General features: G+C 38.4%; 13 protein-coding genes and 1 pseudogene. 7 read left to right on the top strand and 7 right to left on the bottom strand.

Features of this window, described 5'->3' with window-relative positions:
• Positions 1–150: pseudogene (locus tag FTO70_RS16500) on the top strand (IS4 family transposase); the annotation flags it as partial.
• Positions 151–233: 83 nt separating this feature from the next.
• Here FTO70_RS16500 and FTO70_RS16495 read toward each other — a convergent pair.
• Positions 234–1001 carry a hypothetical protein gene (locus tag FTO70_RS16495; RefSeq protein WP_255336869.1) on the bottom strand — a complete coding sequence of 256 codons (768 nt, stop codon included), beginning with the start codon at positions 999–1001 and terminating at the stop codon, positions 234–236.
• Between the two features lie 202 nt (positions 1002–1203).
• On the opposite strand from FTO70_RS16495, the gene FTO70_RS16490 reads away from it, so the two are divergent.
• Positions 1204–1704, top strand: a complete 501-nt coding sequence (locus FTO70_RS16490) for a hypothetical protein (protein WP_255336868.1) — start codon at positions 1204–1206, stop codon at positions 1702–1704.
• A gap of 688 nt (positions 1705–2392) precedes the next feature.
• Here FTO70_RS16490 and FTO70_RS16485 read toward each other — a convergent pair.
• Complete coding sequence (locus FTO70_RS16485) at positions 2393–2548, bottom strand: hypothetical protein (RefSeq protein WP_255336867.1); 156 nt, start codon at positions 2546–2548, stop codon at positions 2393–2395.
• Positions 2549–2794: 246 nt separating this feature from the next.
• Positions 2795–3712, bottom strand: a complete 918-nt coding sequence (locus FTO70_RS18085) for a HEAT repeat domain-containing protein (protein ID WP_255336866.1) — start codon at positions 3710–3712, stop codon at positions 2795–2797.
• A gap of 91 nt (positions 3713–3803) precedes the next feature.
• On the opposite strand from FTO70_RS18085, the gene FTO70_RS16475 reads away from it, so the two are divergent.
• The 3 genes from FTO70_RS16475 (at position 3804) to FTO70_RS16465 (ending at position 7440) form a co-directional block, all read left to right on the top strand.
• Positions 3804–4205, top strand: coding sequence for a hypothetical protein (locus FTO70_RS16475; protein ID WP_255336865.1), 402 nt, complete (start codon positions 3804–3806; stop codon positions 4203–4205).
• 669 nt (positions 4206–4874) lie between these two features.
• Positions 4875–6503: a glycosyltransferase gene (locus FTO70_RS16470; RefSeq protein WP_255336864.1), complete on the top strand. Its 1629-nt coding sequence runs from the start codon at positions 4875–4877 to the stop codon at positions 6501–6503.
• Complete coding sequence (locus FTO70_RS16465) at positions 6496–7440, top strand: radical SAM/SPASM domain-containing protein (RefSeq protein ID WP_255336863.1); 945 nt, start codon at positions 6496–6498, stop codon at positions 7438–7440. The genes FTO70_RS16470 and FTO70_RS16465 overlap by 8 nt, the downstream gene beginning before the upstream one ends.
• Before the next feature lie 25 nt (positions 7441–7465).
• Here FTO70_RS16465 and FTO70_RS16460 read toward each other — a convergent pair whose 3' ends face one another.
• Positions 7466–8281, bottom strand: coding sequence for a glycosyltransferase family 2 protein (locus FTO70_RS16460; RefSeq protein ID WP_255336862.1), 816 nt, complete (start codon positions 8279–8281; stop codon positions 7466–7468).
• Positions 8282–8287: 6 nt separating this feature from the next.
• A complete protein-coding gene (locus FTO70_RS16455) occupies positions 8288–9244 on the bottom strand; it encodes an NAD-dependent epimerase/dehydratase family protein (RefSeq protein WP_255336861.1) in 957 nt (318 codons plus the stop codon).
• Between the two features lie 128 nt (positions 9245–9372).
• Here FTO70_RS16455 and FTO70_RS16450 point away from each other — a divergent pair, with 128 nt between their 5' ends.
• Together FTO70_RS16450 and FTO70_RS16445 are read left to right on the top strand one after the other, a co-directional pair.
• Positions 9373–9807, top strand: a complete 435-nt coding sequence (locus FTO70_RS16450; protein WP_255336860.1) for a hypothetical protein — start codon at positions 9373–9375, stop codon at positions 9805–9807.
• 130 nt (positions 9808–9937) lie between these two features.
• The gene (locus FTO70_RS16445) at positions 9938–11503 is read left to right on the top strand and encodes a carbamoyltransferase C-terminal domain-containing protein (RefSeq protein WP_255336859.1); all 1566 of its coding nucleotides are present in this window, start codon (positions 9938–9940) and stop codon (positions 11501–11503) included.
• A 29-nt stretch (positions 11504–11532) separates the two neighbouring features.
• On the opposite strand, the gene FTO70_RS16440 is transcribed toward FTO70_RS16445, so the two are convergent.
• Positions 11533–12291 carry a radical SAM protein gene (locus FTO70_RS16440; protein ID WP_255336858.1) on the bottom strand — a complete coding sequence of 253 codons (759 nt, stop codon included), beginning with the start codon at positions 12289–12291 and terminating at the stop codon, positions 11533–11535.
• Between the two features lie 5 nt (positions 12292–12296).
• Positions 12297–15617, bottom strand: coding sequence for a glycosyltransferase (locus FTO70_RS16435; protein ID WP_255336857.1), 3321 nt, complete (start codon positions 15615–15617; stop codon positions 12297–12299).
• Positions 15618–15797: the final 180 nt, after the last annotated feature.

Raw genomic sequence — 15797 nt, 5'->3', positions numbered from 1 at the left:
TATTTGCTGAAAATGCATCAAATTTATTGACAGGGATTCTACATAGATGTGGAATTGAAAGAACTTTTGAAACAGTGATGAATGTATACGAAAGTCAAGCATTGGATCCACATGTAAATAGAGAAAGATAGACATGAATGGTTTGAATAAGAAATGAAGGATTTGGATCCAAAAAAAGAGTAAGAGAGGAAGGAAATCAATTCTTAAGCGATGAACAATGATTTTGTTTCAAGTTAAAACTCAAAATTAGGCTCTCTAATAATAGAATTTAACAATTTCTTTGTAGATTCAATCTGTTCATCGTTTCCATCTACTGCAAGCCAGATAGCGCCCTCAGCTCCACTTACTCCACCACCTGCAACTTGTTCTGCACTGGCACCAGTAAGAAGTGAAATTGCTTCGATTTCAGTGACAATTTCACCAGCTACAGGTAATAAACGAGACCCATGAGAACCAGGAGCATTTACTTTCCTTGCTAATTCATTTAAATCAGCGTAAACACGTTTTTCAAGTCCTGCAGGAAGTATCAGTCTGACACGTCGGCCTACAACTGCCTGAATCGATGCAGCAGCAGTTCCGCCATGTGGATCTCCAATGTAAATGCCTGCCTGTCCTTTTGGAAGGTTCAATGCATTAACACCCTTTAAAATCACGTCTCCTTCCTTCAAATCATCCACAACGTCAAAAATAGTTTCTCCCTGCTTCCAGATACCATCCTTAATTACTACATCTCCTGGAAAACCAGTTTCATCTTTAATACGCCCGGAACTGGTTACAGAACTGCCAGGAGGAAGTACAATACCCCTGAAGAACCTTTTTCTTGAAAAATTTTCTGCTTGACCTATAGAAGACAATATTTCTTCAGCCACGTAACCATTTGTAGTTCCAGCAATTATAACAATGGTTCCAGATGCAAGAGATTCATTTACTGCTGGATGCTTTACCAGAGCTTTTGCTATTAATCTTTTTCCTGCCGCCGGGGTTATTAAAAACTGTTCCATTTATTTTCATCTCCAATCCTTGACTCAGTTCCAAAATCCAGTGATAAAAGTAATGTAGCATCATTACGCAAAATAAATAATTTTACAACCTGGTACTGATATTAAGACACAACAATGGGAACTATAAATTTAACTCTTAATAAAAATTAGCTGGTGAAACCCCGCGTATAATTGATATACCTTCGGGACAATCCTAACTGGTATGAATAGCAGCAAATCCGAAGATTCCGTTTCACCTTCTCACCTTTCTGACCGCGCCGCCCGTGAAAAAGCACCTGCCGGGCTGAGCACTCCTACTTATGAGTCCGCTACTTTTTCAAGGCCCGCCCTTGACCAGTTCAACGGCGTCCTGCCCGAATTCAACAGGCGTCTCTCTCCTGACCGGGACCTGGGCCTTTCTCCCGCAGGCCAGCCCCGCCTGAGCCCCGAGACCCGCCCGAGGCTTGTTTCGGAATGCAGCCAGGGTTTAGTTTCCGGCAACCGTTTCGGCGCCCTTTCGGAACTCAAAACCGAAGACCTCGAATTTCCTGCCGGAAAAGGGCTTGAGGTCAGGCCCGACCTTCCCGGAAGGACCCTCAGGGGCGACAAATTCGGGACTTTCAGCGCCAGCGCCGACCTTCCAATGGGGCCTGTCGAGAGCAAGTTGATGAGCCTCAGCAGCACCGAAGAGAAGCTGAAGAATGCTGAAAAGGAAAGGAAGTAAGGTTAGCAAGATTAGTAAGGTTGGCAAGATTAGCAAGGTTAGCAAGGTAAGCTAAAAGAACTATACAGGGCAGCCGTTAATACCATATTTTACCTTTTTTGTTCCGCGCTTTAGCGCGGCTATTTCCTGTTTTGAAATAAAAGGTCGTGGTGTAATGAAGCAGCTCATTAGCTCTTTCCTTTCATTTTTGAAACAGCGAAGAGCCACTTTTTTACTCTTTTAGAAAAGCGTGATTTCAGGAGATAGGGGACCGGGTAGGCAGGGAAGTTTTTCAGATCTGAAATTAGATGTAATGCTGCCGTTACTATTTTAATCGCCTGTGCTTCTTTACCGGTTTGATTGCTTAATTTCCTTAGGAGTCTCAACTGTCCGGGTAAATTTTACTTCTGCTGACTTTTATTCTTTCTTTGAAAAAGCCCGTGCTGCGCACGGTGACAAAAACGGTTCGAGATTCCTATTCCGGCTGCCCGGATTTCTTTCTTCTCATCGGGTCTTTTCTCCGGTTTCCTGGTATTTGAAGTGCTTTTTTATTTCACCCGGTGGCCCCTCCTGATCAAGAAAAAGCTAAATTAACAGTAAAAGTAGGCCGTAAAAAAACAGTAAAAATAGACAATAAACCGTATTCTCAGAAACGGGAGAATTAAAGAGCCAAAAACGGGGATGAAAAATTTGAGTCTAATTTTGAGCCTTATTGCCCGTAAAAGAATTTACGCCAGAATATTGGAAAGAGAACAACAATGATAGCCAGACCCACCATTACGAATAATACCAATCCTACGCCGGCAATTCTTCCCAATATTTCCCATATTTCTGCCCCTAATACTTCCACAATATTTTCAAACACACTGTATTAATTAGCTTTCATTTATTTAATCTTTTTGTTGTGATATAATTGTCATCCGAGATCATTGTTATTTTTTTTATACATTTATGGGTTGATTCTGAAGTTAAGCCCGATACCGCTGGCAGCACTCATACAGCACTCATACAGAATTTTGGTAGGGGAAAAGGGAGAAGAAGAGAGAAGAAGGAAGGAGAAGAGAGAAAAATATGGACCCTGTCCAGAAGAGCAATTTGTGCAGCCTCTCATTCAAATGTCTTCGTCCCTGGTCAGTTTAACCAGGTCATCCCATGCCTGTTCTTTATCCGGCACATGGGGTAAAGCAGAGCAGAGAGCGCTGGCTGCACTCATCCTCACGTACCTGTCCTCATCCGCAGCCAGTTTTATCAGGTCATTCCAGGCCTGTTCTTTGTCAGGTACGTGGGAAAATACGGAGCAGAGGGAATCGACTGCACTCATTCTAACGTACCTGTCTTCATCTGCGACCAGTTTGAGCAGGTCCTTCCAGGCCTGTGTTTTTTCAGGTACGTGGGAAAAGGCAGAGCAAAGGGCATCATTTGCCCTCCGTTTAACATCCCAGTTTTTCTCCCCGGTGAGCCTGTGCAGGTCGTTAAATGCCTGTGCTTTATCCGGCACGTGAGGAAAAGCAGAGCCAAGGGTCCCGGCTGCCCACCTTCTCATGTTCCGGGCTTCATCGGTGCTGAGCCTGTGCAGGTCGTCTCCTGCTTTTTCTTTGTCCGGGACATCAGGAAACACAGAGCCGAGGGCATCGGCTGCCCGCCATCTCACGAAAGGGTCAAAGCCTTCGTTTACCAGCCTGTGCAGGTCTTCCCATACCTGTGCTTTATCCGGAACCCGGGATAATGCAGAGACAAAGCCCCCTGCTGCCCTCTGTCTAACATAATTGTCTTCATCAGCTGCCAGTTTTATCAGGGCTTTCCAGGCCTCTACCCTGTCCGGCAGGTTATAAAAAGCAGAAATAAGGGTCCCGGCCGAATCCCACCTGACATCCCGGTCTTCGTCCGAAGTGAGCCTGTGCAGGTCTTCCCAGGCTTTTTCCTTATCGGGCAGGGCCGAAAAATTGAATTTTAGCTGTTCCAGCGCCTTAATGCGTTCTTTCGGATCGCTGCTAAGACTCTGGTTGTGAATTTTCTCCTGGTCGATCACTGCCCGTCACCATAAGTTCATACGCAATTGACGGTTAAAACGGTTTCTTTTTTGGTTTTTAGTGCTGATTGGAGGATTCGGGACCATTCTCATGCCGGAAAACTACTTCGGGCTTTTCGGGAGCTTTGAAAGGGCAAAGCTGCTGCTTGAAAAGTTCCATCAAATTACGGAGGACAATGCGAGGATAATTGCCGAGAGCACCGACCCGTACAACTCGATTGATCCTTCTTACCTGCAATACCTGGAATCCAATAAAAAACGAGGCAGGATGCCCGGGCAGTTGAGGATCCACGTGAGGTACGGGGGTTACGTGACTCCGTGGTTTGATTACCTGTATGTGTCGAAGGGCGAAATGAAAGAGATATTGAAGGGGAGCGGGTGGAGGGTTAGAAAGTTCATTGATTCGGGTGATTCGGTGTATGTGGCGGTTATTGAGAAGGAGGCGGAAAGGGGGGTGGGGTTTTTAAAGAGGATTGGTGGATTGCTAAAATAAGATGATCAAGGGGTTTTTCCATTGCTTAAGGGATGGATCGAAAATTGTCCGAGAGACGGAAAAAGCGTAAGGTTTACGGAGTGCAGGAAATGCGAACACTTCACGAAGGTGGATTGTATTTTCATTATTTGCGGGTATAGGGGGAGATATTCTAAGAGGAGGGTAACATATAGGGGAAGTGGTTCGGAGAACTAAATGGCTGACTTTAGTATATACCCTACGTTCGGCAGGTCGACATAAGAAATTAGAATATTTTTCTTGATGCCGTTTTTGAACATTAGCTAACTATATATTAGGTTTAAAGATAGTTAACCTGTGGCTCAACTCCCAAGACATATATAAACACTAAATCATTTTTTCATTAAAGTTTAGTATGAGAGCTTAATAATTAGACATATGTAAACCGAAAAACTACACATAATTATAGAGCATCATTTCAAAATCGCAATCATCAAAATTATTAGAATTTAAATGTCGACCTGCCGAGAGTAAGATATACCTTATCAAAATCATATTTTTCCTGCTATCTTAGGATACATCACTTGACATTTTAAATCTGATTCTGTAAGTTAAAGCTTTGCATATTCTTCTATATTAGTGGGTAAATAACTGCATAAAATTCCGAAATATCCAAATAGGAAGATAATTACAGTCATCTCTGTTTTTACGTTGATATTAGACTATTCAAGAATTTATGTTTTAAGTAGTTTTTCTTTAAAAAGTGGTAATATGAAAACCGTTGGAGTTATCGGATTGGGCTCAGTTGGATGGGCTGTGATACACGGAATAAGCCGATTCTATCATTGTGTAGGATATGATATTGTAGGGGACTATGACTGGGATGCAGTACTGGCTGCTGATATAATTTTCATTTGTGTTTCGACGCCTATTAGTGCTAATGGTGAATTAGACTGCGGTAATGTATCTGAGGTATTAAACAGATTAGATTCGGTAAAGTACAACGGTTGTGTGGTGATCAAAAGTACTGTCTCGATTGGATTTATGGAAAAAATGAAAAAAAAATTTCCAGGTTTACGGCTAATTTATATGCCCGAGTTTCTTAGAGAAAAAAGCTCTTTCACATGGTTTGCAGAACCTGACAGAATTGTCTTAAGTGGTGAAAGGGATGATATAAATGAAGTTTTGTCATTTTTTAGTTGGGTGAAGGGAGCCAAAACTTTAATTATGAATTACAGAAGTGCTGAACTTGGGAAGCTGGCTCATAATGCATTTATAGCTACTAAAGTGAGTTTCACGAATGAAATTGAAAAGATCTGTCAGCAATTTGAGGTTAATCCGATAGATGTTATGAGTATTATATGGGCAGACAGAAGAGTAATGTCAACTGACCACCTTACTCCAGGTCTTGGTCCATATGAAGGAAAATGTGTTCCAAAGGATACACATGAATTAATATGTGTTGCTGATAACCCAATCCTGCTGGAAGCTGTGGAAGCTGTAAATAAAAATGTGCCTCCTTATCCAAGTAAATTCCCTGAATCAAAAATAATTGTAATTATTCCAACAAATAATCGCCCAGAAAAACTGAAGAGAGCATTAAAATCAGTTGAGTCCCAGACAAGGCTGCCGGATAAGGTCATAATAGTGTCCGAAGAGAGTGACTCTTCGATAAAGGTTATTCATGATTTTTTGAGCGATCTGGGGAAAAAACTGAACATAGATCATATCACAAACATCAAAACAAAAAACCTATCAGGTGCCGTAAATACAGCATTGGATTATTTTTCTTTATTAAATATTGATCTGGATAACACTTATATAGCTTTTTTGGATGATGATGATTGGTGGGATAGGCAATATCTCCAGAATAACATCAAATATGCCCTGGAGACAAATTCTGATTGGACAATATCAGGGCTCATCAGGCATGATGAATCATATCCCCAGGGAGAAACTCAACCAATCCCAGATGTTATTTTTGCTGAAACTTTTTTTATCACAAACCCGAATATTCAAGGCTCTAATCTATTTCTTCGCCTTTCGGAGTTAGTTGCAATTGGGGGATTTGATGAGAACTTGCCCAGCACTACAGATAGGGATGTGTGTATCAGATTGCTTGATCGTGGAACAAAATACGCAATTCTCAGAAATCACCTGGTACATCATGATGCATTTTTAAGAGTAGATCGGCTCTCATACCCGGGGTCAGAAAGAAAAAAGCAAGGAATTTGCAATTTTTATTCTAAATACAGCGCAAGAATGAACCCTGAGCAGAAAGAGAAGTTTACCGAGAGAGCCAAAAAATTGTTTGCTATAGAGGTTTTAACTGATGTCTGATTCTACATATTGTCCGCAGTTGTGGGATGGGTTTACAATTGACAATAAAGGTAATGTCTTTAGCTGCTGCCATATACAGCCTCTGATTATTGGTAATATTTACTCCTCGAAACTTGCAGATTTAGCCAATAATGAAAATATTGTAAAGTGTAGAAAGTATTCTTTGCAAGGTCAGCTTCACTGCTATCCTAACTGCAATCTTATCAAAAAAACTGTAGTACCTCAAAACCTTGAGCTTATCAGTCCTTTATGTGATTATTCTACAATGCGTCGCCTTCACCTTAATTTTGGAGAAAAATGCAACATTGCATGTATTATGTGCAAGCAGCCAAAAAGATACATGCAAAATCAACAAATGCTTGATCCGGAAGTATTGATTCGAAATATTGACGTAACCCCTTTTGAAGAAATAGTGATACAGGGTGGAGAAACGCTTTATATTTCACAGTGTCTTAGCTATATGGATTATCTTGCAACTCAAGAAAAAAAGTACACTGTTTTGACAAACGGTCTCCTTATTGCTGATTCAATGGCTGAGAAGTTATCCCTTGATGCCAATGTGGTAAGTATTTCGATAAATGCCGCTACCAAGGCTACACATGAGAAGGTCAATAGAGGGTCAAGTTGGGAGAAAGTTCTTTCGAATATTCAAAGGCTTGTCAGAGCCAGGGAAGAAAATGGAACAGAGCTTACTGTTTACGGAAGAATGACACTTACAACATTTGCTCTACACGAAATCCCATTATTTTTGAAAACTTATAGGGAAATTGGTTTTGATAAGATCAACTTTGGTTATGACAAAGCAACAGTTCCCGATTATCTAAAAAACAATCCTGGTTTCAGAGATCAGCTCGCTGCAAGCATCCGGAAATCATTGGAGCACAGTGATGTGGAGAATATCGATCTTTTGAGGCTTGAACAACTCGGGTTGCTATAATTAATAGTTCCTTCAATGCTTATTCTTATCCTTTTTTCAAAGAGCAAACCCTTTGGGAATTATATCCTATATAAAAGTGGATGTCCCATATGATCTGATACAAAAATACTACAATTCCCTTTTTTCGTATTAAGTCTGGAAAATGACTAAATTTCACACCTTTTAAATGTTTTCCTATCATGTCTGGATTACTGCCGTTAAAGATTCGGCTAAGAGTTTCTGCACTTACTCTGCATCCACTTCCTATTCTCAATGCAGCTTTAATGTCGTGCTTAATCCCTTCGGCAGAATGTTGAATCAGAGCATCCTGCAGAAATAAAACATCAATTCCTGCTTTTTTTATCCTGTAATCAAGATCTGCATCAACTGCAAAAGGAACATTCTCATTGAACAGGAAATTCCCTATATCCCTTACAAGGTCCTTCCTAACGCCAATTCCAGGCGTGTAGACGAGAGGAAGTGAATTGACATAATCCCGAGCTTCAGCCACTACCTTTGAAAAAGGGAGCTCATTATTTACATCGAATGTGAGCCTGGCTCTTGCAACTTTATGGTTATCAAGGGCTTTATTTATCTTATTTATGCATCCCGTGAGAAATACCGTGTCAGAATCTGTAATAATAACTTTGCCTGTAGTGGAGGCGAAAAAGCCGATATTTGATACGATAGACAAATTGCTCGGTGGGGATATACAGCAAATTATGCCTTTTTGCTCAAGCCTCTTTTGCAAATCTGGATTGTGATTTAATACCACAATGATTTCAGCTTTTTCATCGATGCTGTCAATACATCGAAATACCCTTTCATCATCTTTACAGCGAATTACAATTGATATACCCATAGCACATCACAATTTACTATTTGCTATAATTCTTAATCCCTCATCTAAACCGATTTTAGGTTCCCAACCTGTTAAGCTTTTAATTTTTTCTACGCAGGGTCTTCTCCATAAGGGATCATCTTCTTCCATTTCCAGATATTTCACTCTGTAGTTCAGATCCAACACCTTAGATATCTTTTCAGCCAAATTTTTTATGGTTATAGGTTCATCATTTCCTATGTTTACTGCGTCGGGAAGGTCCCCCTCATAAAAATATAATGATAAGATAGCCTCCACAGCTTCATCTATCCACAAGAAGCTTCGAACCTGTGTGCCGTCTCCAAATATTTCAATAGGTTCTCCACAAGACATTTTATGGATAAAGTTTGGTATTACTCTTCCATAACCAATATTTTTTGTATCCATGTCAGGACCATAAACATTAAACAGTCGGAAATTCGTAGCGTCTCCCCCATTTTTTTTAAAATTCAAAATTAATTCTTCGCCAAATCTCTTTGCTGCCGAATAACAACTCCTTTTGGATAACAGCTTTACTATTGCATTATTTTCTTCTTCGATGCCCTTTTCATCTGTTTTATCCCAGCGGACATTTCCGTATACTTCACTTGTTGAGGCAAAAAGGATTCTAACCCCATCTCTTTTTGCAATTTCAATTAATTTTGCTGTGCCAATTGTGTTTGGTTTCAGGACTAATGAAGGGTCTTTCTTGTACAACTGAGGTGCAGCAACCGATGCTAAGTGTATAATCCCGGATACTTCAGGAATGGAATCAATTTCGATTTCTGAGATGTCAGCAGTAATTCTTCTGAAATTAGGATTACCTATCTTATATGGATAACTTGTTACGTGATTATCTATAACAGTTATAGTGTAATTTTGTTGAATAAGTCTTTGAACTAAATTTCTTCCTATGAATCCGTCTCCACCTGTTATAAGGATAGGATTTTCAGGGTTTAAATGCAAATATCTCACCTATTAATTATAATCTGTCTACAACATCCTTTAATTATATTAACACAGAAATGTTTTTTGATTGGATGATTCTTAGAAAAGTACTAAATACTATATATAAGATTCTTGAATTTAAGTTTATGATTGATTTTTCAAAATGGATACTTTGGGAAGAAAGAGGCGATTTTGAATTAAAACACTATCCTGGAATCTATATGATCTCTATTACAGATAAAAATCTTCATGGTTTAAAGGTAGATTATAAAGATGTAGTTTACATTGGTATGACTAATTCCAGGAAGGGGCTCTGTGGGAGATGGAAGCAATTGGATAATACAATTAAAGGAAAAGAAGGCCATAATGGGGGTAGAACTATTCGTAGTAAACTTGGTCCCTACGATGATTGGAATAAGAAACTTTTCGTTTGTGCAAAAGCGGTTGCTTGTGAGGTTAAAAGAAATAAAAGAACCCCTGAAGATTTGAGAATTATGGGGAAAATTGCTTGTTTGGAATATGAAGCACTAGCTGAATTTAAAGAAATTACTGGTACTGAACCTGAATATAACAAACAATAAAGATCAACAAATTTATTTTTTAATTGAAATATTCAACTTCGTGTTAAAAAGTTGAAATATGTAGTTTGTTAATTAGCCCTCAAACTTCTTGGTTGAGTGAACATTATTGTAAATATGTTATGGTGATTTTTTGAAATTCATATCCATCCATACCAAACATGATTCTAATCTTACAATTTCTTATAAAAATGAAATAAAACTGATTCTCGAACTTGAGAGATGGTATGATGAAAGGTATTTTGAAAGTTCTTATAATCCCTTAATTTTTGAGAAACAATGGAAAGAGGTTCTTGAGTACACGTATGATTATACAGGCTTTGATGAATTTGATTTAGCAGTCACCAGCTGGGTCACACCAACTCAAAAAACTGTTCTGGAAGCCCTCATAAAAGCTAAAAAGTGGGTGACTACCGACCATCATGTGTCTCATGCAACACTCGCCTATCACACTTCTAATTTCAAGACGCCTCTCATATTATCATATGACGGTGGTGGAAATGATGGTACTTTGAATGTTTTCGACATTCAGAATGAAAGAGTTAACTTGATTGATACAAAGCCTATAAACATGGGTTCTTCATACAGACTTTTAGCGACCCTGATGCAAGAAATTACTCATGGAGAGGTGCAGCACAGAAAATGCGGTAATCTTTCACTCTCAGGTAAGCTGATGGGATATGCAGCTTTAGGTAAGGTCATAGCTGAATGGGTTAGCCCTCTAAAGAATTACTACATCACTTATCGGTCACCTGAGCAATCACTTTGTTTCCTGGGCAAACAACTCAATATCGAACTTGAAATGGGTACAACACTGCAGAAGGATATTGCAAGAAATTTGGCAGCTTCTGCCCAGAAAGCCTATGAAGAAGTAGTTCTGGATATAATTGGATCTTTTATATGGAAATCCAGTTATGATGGTGTTATTGTAACAGGAGGTTGTGCCTTAAACGTAATAACTAACAGTAGAATTAAAAGTCGATTCGGGATTCAAGTTCATGTTCCGCCTAATCCTAATGACAGCGGAATATCAACCGGTGCACTCTGGTACCATAACCCGCCAGCCAATAAGAATCCTATAACCTATAAAGGTTTACTGGCAATTGATAATTTGTCTGAAAAAAACAAAAAGGTTCTTGATTCGGCTAAAACCGCAGATATTGATGAAATAGCTGACAAACTTCTTGATGGTTCAATAGTAGGCATTTTGAGAGGAAGATCCGAAGTTGGTCCTCGAGCCCTTGGAAACAGGTCAATAATAGCTTATCCAGAAAACAAAGCACTTAAGGACCTTATTAACAAAAATATAAAAAATAGGGAATGGTTCAGACCTTTCGCTCCGGTTATTCCAATTGATTATTCAAATTTTTTCCTTGGAGAAGATGTTAATTCCCCGTTTATGTCCTTCTCTTTTTTACTCCGAAAGGATGCAGTGAAGCGTTTTCCTGCCGTATCACACCTTGACGGCACAGCCCGGGTTCAGACAGTTTCGATGGAACAAAATCCCTGGTTATACAGTCTTCTGAAAAAAATCAACGATAAAGGTGGTTGCCCTATACTTTTAAACACGTCATTTAACGTAAAGGGTAGACCATTGATTACAAGATATGAAGACGCTTTTAAGATTCTAAGGGAAACTTCTCTAACGCATATTTTAATTGAAGATAAACTTATCTCGAAGGATGATCTCGAAAATTGAATGGTCTACTTTCGGAAAAAAGAATCAGATTACAGGTACACAGTCATCGATGGTTTTTGTTTTTTATAATTTGAATAAGCCATCTTCCATGATCTTGTTTGGGGCTCTCCAATCAAAGGTTTTCTTGCTTCAGGTGGTATAAATTTTTGATTAAGAAAGTGGCCACAATATGCACAAAGTTTCTTTTTTAGTGGTGTCAGTTGTTGTTGCTCATCTGGCATTTTTTTTAGCCCGATATCAAACCCAAAAACACGGTCTATGGACCCGGCTACTCCACACTGATAATATCCGTATGGATTTAACCCCATTCCACATTCCTCAGTTATCCAGCATGCTTTAGTGTAGTCAGAAGATAAGTATTCCTTTTTATCCACGGGCGCTATGTTGAATGGCTCAAATTTTTTATTATATTGAGAAACTTTTTTTGTATTTTTAATTATGATGTCTGTAGGTGTATTTTTAATAGCTTTGTTTACTTCTGGACCATATCCATTTGTTACTATTTCAACGACTGTGTCCCGATTTTCAGATTTATATTCTGCAAGCATCCTCATTATTTCGTGGATTTCTGGATGAAGATACGGTTCTCCTCCCAATATACGTATCCTTTTCCAGCTACGATTTTTTTTCTGGGTTTCTTCGAGAAATTTACCAATCTGTTCGGTGCTCATGTGTCTTTCTTCAGGAGCCTGCCTGCAAGAACGGTCACAATTATAACACATCAGGTTACATTTGAAAGTTACATCTATTTCAATCAAATCAAGTGATGTTTCATACCCATTCTTCATTTGTACTACCTGATTTGCGTTGTTTCAGATAATTCCAACTTTTCATTTAGATCTCTTTTTTCAATCACAAAACCATTCAAGTACCTTAACTTTTGAGGGATGGAATTTAAAAAAAATGCTGAAAGAACGTACATTATATGATCATGTGTGATAACTAAGACTTTTTCAGCATTCTTCTTTTCGATATTTTCCATAATTTCTTTGAGAATAAAATTCATGAATTGAGCATATGACATTATGATTGAATCCGGAATTTCATTGTTTATCCACTTTTTAATTAAATGGATCCAACCTACTTCATTTTTGATTTCTTGCCATTCATCGTAATTTATTATTGGCATTTCCCTCAATTCATTAATTACTATTATTTCACAGTCTGATGCGTTTCCTTTCCTTATATTTTCTGCTGTTTGAACCGTTCGCAAAGTGGGGCTTACAAGAATCAGGTCTATTTTCACGGGTAAACTGGCGCCCCAATGATTACTTTCAACAAAACCATTTTCGGTTAAATCAACATTTTTTTGAGTTCTTTTTCCTGGCATTCCTTCTATTACTTGTTTTTCAGCATGTCTTATAAATATAATCTGTCTTTCACTATTTATATCTTTTAAAATCTCTCCAGGAGGTTTTACTTCATCAAGCATTTTAATGTTTTTTATTGAGTACCGTGGTTTTGCCATTATATATTCTATTGTTTCCCTGTTCTTCCGATAATGCTCATCGTTTCTAACATGCTGCGGTTCCCATAGATATACAGGGAATTTGATATGCACCGGTTTAGCTGCCATCTCAGATATTGGTATCATGTATGTAAGTTCTGTGAACTTGTCGATCCATTGCCCATTCCTTTTAAAGTCATTTAGGTCTATACGATCAAATAGATATTTCCTGAAAGTTCTGAGATGCATCCAGACGTCACCTCCCCTCTTATTTCGAGGGTTCTTGAAGTCCGGAACGTAGGGAATGATTCCTTTGTTTATACGTAACATAGAACCAACAGTCATATCAGCTCCTTTCAGGTAATGTCTATTTAGATTCAGAAGAACATCATTAGAAAGCAACATGTCATCTGCATCTAAAATTATTATTATCGAATAAGGATTGATGCAAAAATCTCTGATAGCTTTGTTTATGTTTGAAAGAACTCCTTTTCTTTTATTATTGCGGATGTACGTTACTTTATGCTTATATCCATTTGTTAGAAAAGAAATAAATTCTGGAAGGCAGTTATCTGACCCATCATCAATTATTATAGCACCCCAGTTTTCCATAGTCTGCCCCAACACTGACTGCCAGCATCTAAGGAATTTTGATGGAGCAAGATTTCTTGCACACATAATGAAGATAAACGGTTCATTTCTTTTTGGTATGTTCCAATCATCAAATTTGCCCTGTAGATCTACATTTTCAAACTGGATTTCGGGGATATGTCCCGATTCAGCTCTATCCATAATAAAGAACCATTTATTGAGATCTTTCTTATACTCATTTGGAGGATGTATGTAGAATGTACGGGGGTCTCCTCCTCTGAGTGAAACAAGCCCCCTCTCAGCCTGCGCTTTTTCAACTGAGCGGTACCAGGTTAGTTCTAGTTGACCATTGACAAGTGTATTGGGATATGGTCTTTGCTGAAAGAATCTTTCACGATGGATAAGACAAAAACGGACTTCTGGGACAAAATGACCATTTCCCGGTGAAGTGTATTCTCTCACAGGTGTATCGGGGTGATGTGCAATATTAAAAGAAACGGACAGAGCTTTTTCATTATTTTGTAAAGCCGCCTTCATGTCTTTTAAAAAGCTGTGTCCTGGGTCCCTTCTGACTATTATTGCATCGGAGTCAACCTGCAGTATATAATCTCCCATGCATTGCTCGAAGGCGTATAGTTGTGGAAAAACAGGCACATTTGTAACACTGTGAGTTAATTCAGTATGAAGGGCAAACCATCGTTGATTAACTTCTTTGATAATGTTTGGGTCGGTTGGTGCTATGAAATACTTGTCTATAATTCCCCTGGAGAGCAACTTATCTAAGGTTTTTAGCGTAAGTTCTTTGTCGGGCATCCCGAACTGCCTCAGAAAATCATCCTCTTTTGGGTCCAGAACAATTATCTTCTCCAGAAATCTATCTGGACCTTCCAGTTGATGGACAATATGGTGTACCAATTTTTCCAGGGCAGGTCCGTCCTGGTAGCAAGTTTTTATCATCAAACTAACATTGCTTCCATGATTTTTTCTTGCCCTTGATTTGATAATCATATACTGAGAATAGAAATCACCAGACGGATCTATCTGCCATTTGGTATCTTCAATTTTTTCAATGAAAAAGCCTGCATTTGTTATCAATCTCTGCAAATTTGTTAAGGGATGTTTACCCTCTTTGCCATGAAAATAAGGATTTTTCAGAACAACAGCACAATGACTTGAATCATTAATTATTTTTTTAACTTTTGCGAGTATGTTGTAAACTATAGGTAAATTTCTTTCTATTCCCGTGATGTCTACAATGGCTGTCTCGTAAAATCCAGTTTCTTGAAATAGATTGATATCTGTGACATGAATTATTCTTTCTTTATCTGCTTTAATGTGTGATGGACTTGTTACTTTTGAAGAATATAACAATATTTTTTCATCATACTGGAGTTTTGGTAAAGTTTCCCATATTTGCTTAAATAACATTTCATCATTAAAGAGAGTTACAGGGGGTAAACACGGTTTCTCTTTTTCAAAGCATAATATCTTAGAATAAACCTTATTAAAAAAGTCTACAAAACCGGCTAACTCTTCTACCTCCCAGTTTTTAAGAGCTTCGCGGACAAGAGGTTTAAAACTACTTCTATCCGAATATTTCAACATCAAGAAAGCTCTCTGAGCCATAAAAACAAAATCTTTGTAGTTGAAGGGTTTTATGTCCCGTCCATAATCTATGAGACGGATTCCATCTTCAAAGATTTGAAAGTTCAGTGGTTTAACATCCCAGAGAACAATCCCTCTTTCCCAGCATTCGACCAAGAACTCGATGACTTCATCTTCCCTGCCACCTGTATAAGGTTTCGATTCTTTATAAATATATTTAATGACAGGTAGTCCCCCTACATCAAGAAGTTCTTCCAGGTCGAACAATCTTCGGCAGCCCTTAAATCTCCCGATTAATTGTTTTAGAAGAAGAGGCATGTTTGCCAGATCTGTGTCGAAAACCTTATAGATGTGAGCAAAGTCAGTAAAAATTACTGCCTCATATCCTGAACCTATGAATTTAAAGTGTTTTTTGGGATAAGTAGCCTTAAGTATTTTTTGTACTTTCTGTTTTCTCTTCAATTCGTCCATGTTTTATAGCTCCATTATTTGACATATCCATGGAGTATTATGTTGAAATATTTCAATAACATCCAAATTAACCTGAGAACTGATACTTTTTATCTGGCTGAAATACTTTTTTTTAAATTTACTTTTTGGTCATAAAGTACTCAAATTAAAACAAGAATTATGGAATCCACAAAAATAATT

It is taken from the genome of Methanosarcina sp. KYL-1 (assembly GCF_024372725.1).
Taxonomy (GTDB): domain Archaea; phylum Halobacteriota; class Methanosarcinia; order Methanosarcinales; family Methanosarcinaceae; genus Methanosarcina.
The sequence above is the reverse complement of the archived record's forward strand: the minus strand, read 5'-3'. Positions and strand labels throughout refer to the sequence as shown.

Coding starts and splice junctions, on each gene's coding strand:
- FTO70_RS16440 (WP_255336858.1), bottom strand. CDS start 12,291: ATGAAGAATGGGTATGAAACATCACTTGATTTGATTGAAATAGATGTA.
- FTO70_RS16475 (WP_255336865.1), top strand. CDS start 3,804: ATGCCGGAAAACTACTTCGGGCTTTTCGGGAGCTTTGAAAGGGCAAAG.
- FTO70_RS16450 (WP_255336860.1), top strand. CDS start 9,373: ATGATTGATTTTTCAAAATGGATACTTTGGGAAGAAAGAGGCGATTTT.
- FTO70_RS16460 (WP_255336862.1), bottom strand. CDS start 8,281: ATGGGTATATCAATTGTAATTCGCTGTAAAGATGATGAAAGGGTATTT.
- FTO70_RS16465 (WP_255336863.1), top strand. CDS start 6,496: ATGTCTGATTCTACATATTGTCCGCAGTTGTGGGATGGGTTTACAATT.
- FTO70_RS16490 (WP_255336868.1), top strand. CDS start 1,204: ATGAATAGCAGCAAATCCGAAGATTCCGTTTCACCTTCTCACCTTTCT.
- FTO70_RS16495 (WP_255336869.1), bottom strand. CDS start 1,001: ATGGAACAGTTTTTAATAACCCCGGCGGCAGGAAAAAGATTAATAGCA.
- FTO70_RS16435 (WP_255336857.1), bottom strand. CDS start 15,617: ATGGACGAATTGAAGAGAAAACAGAAAGTACAAAAAATACTTAAGGCT.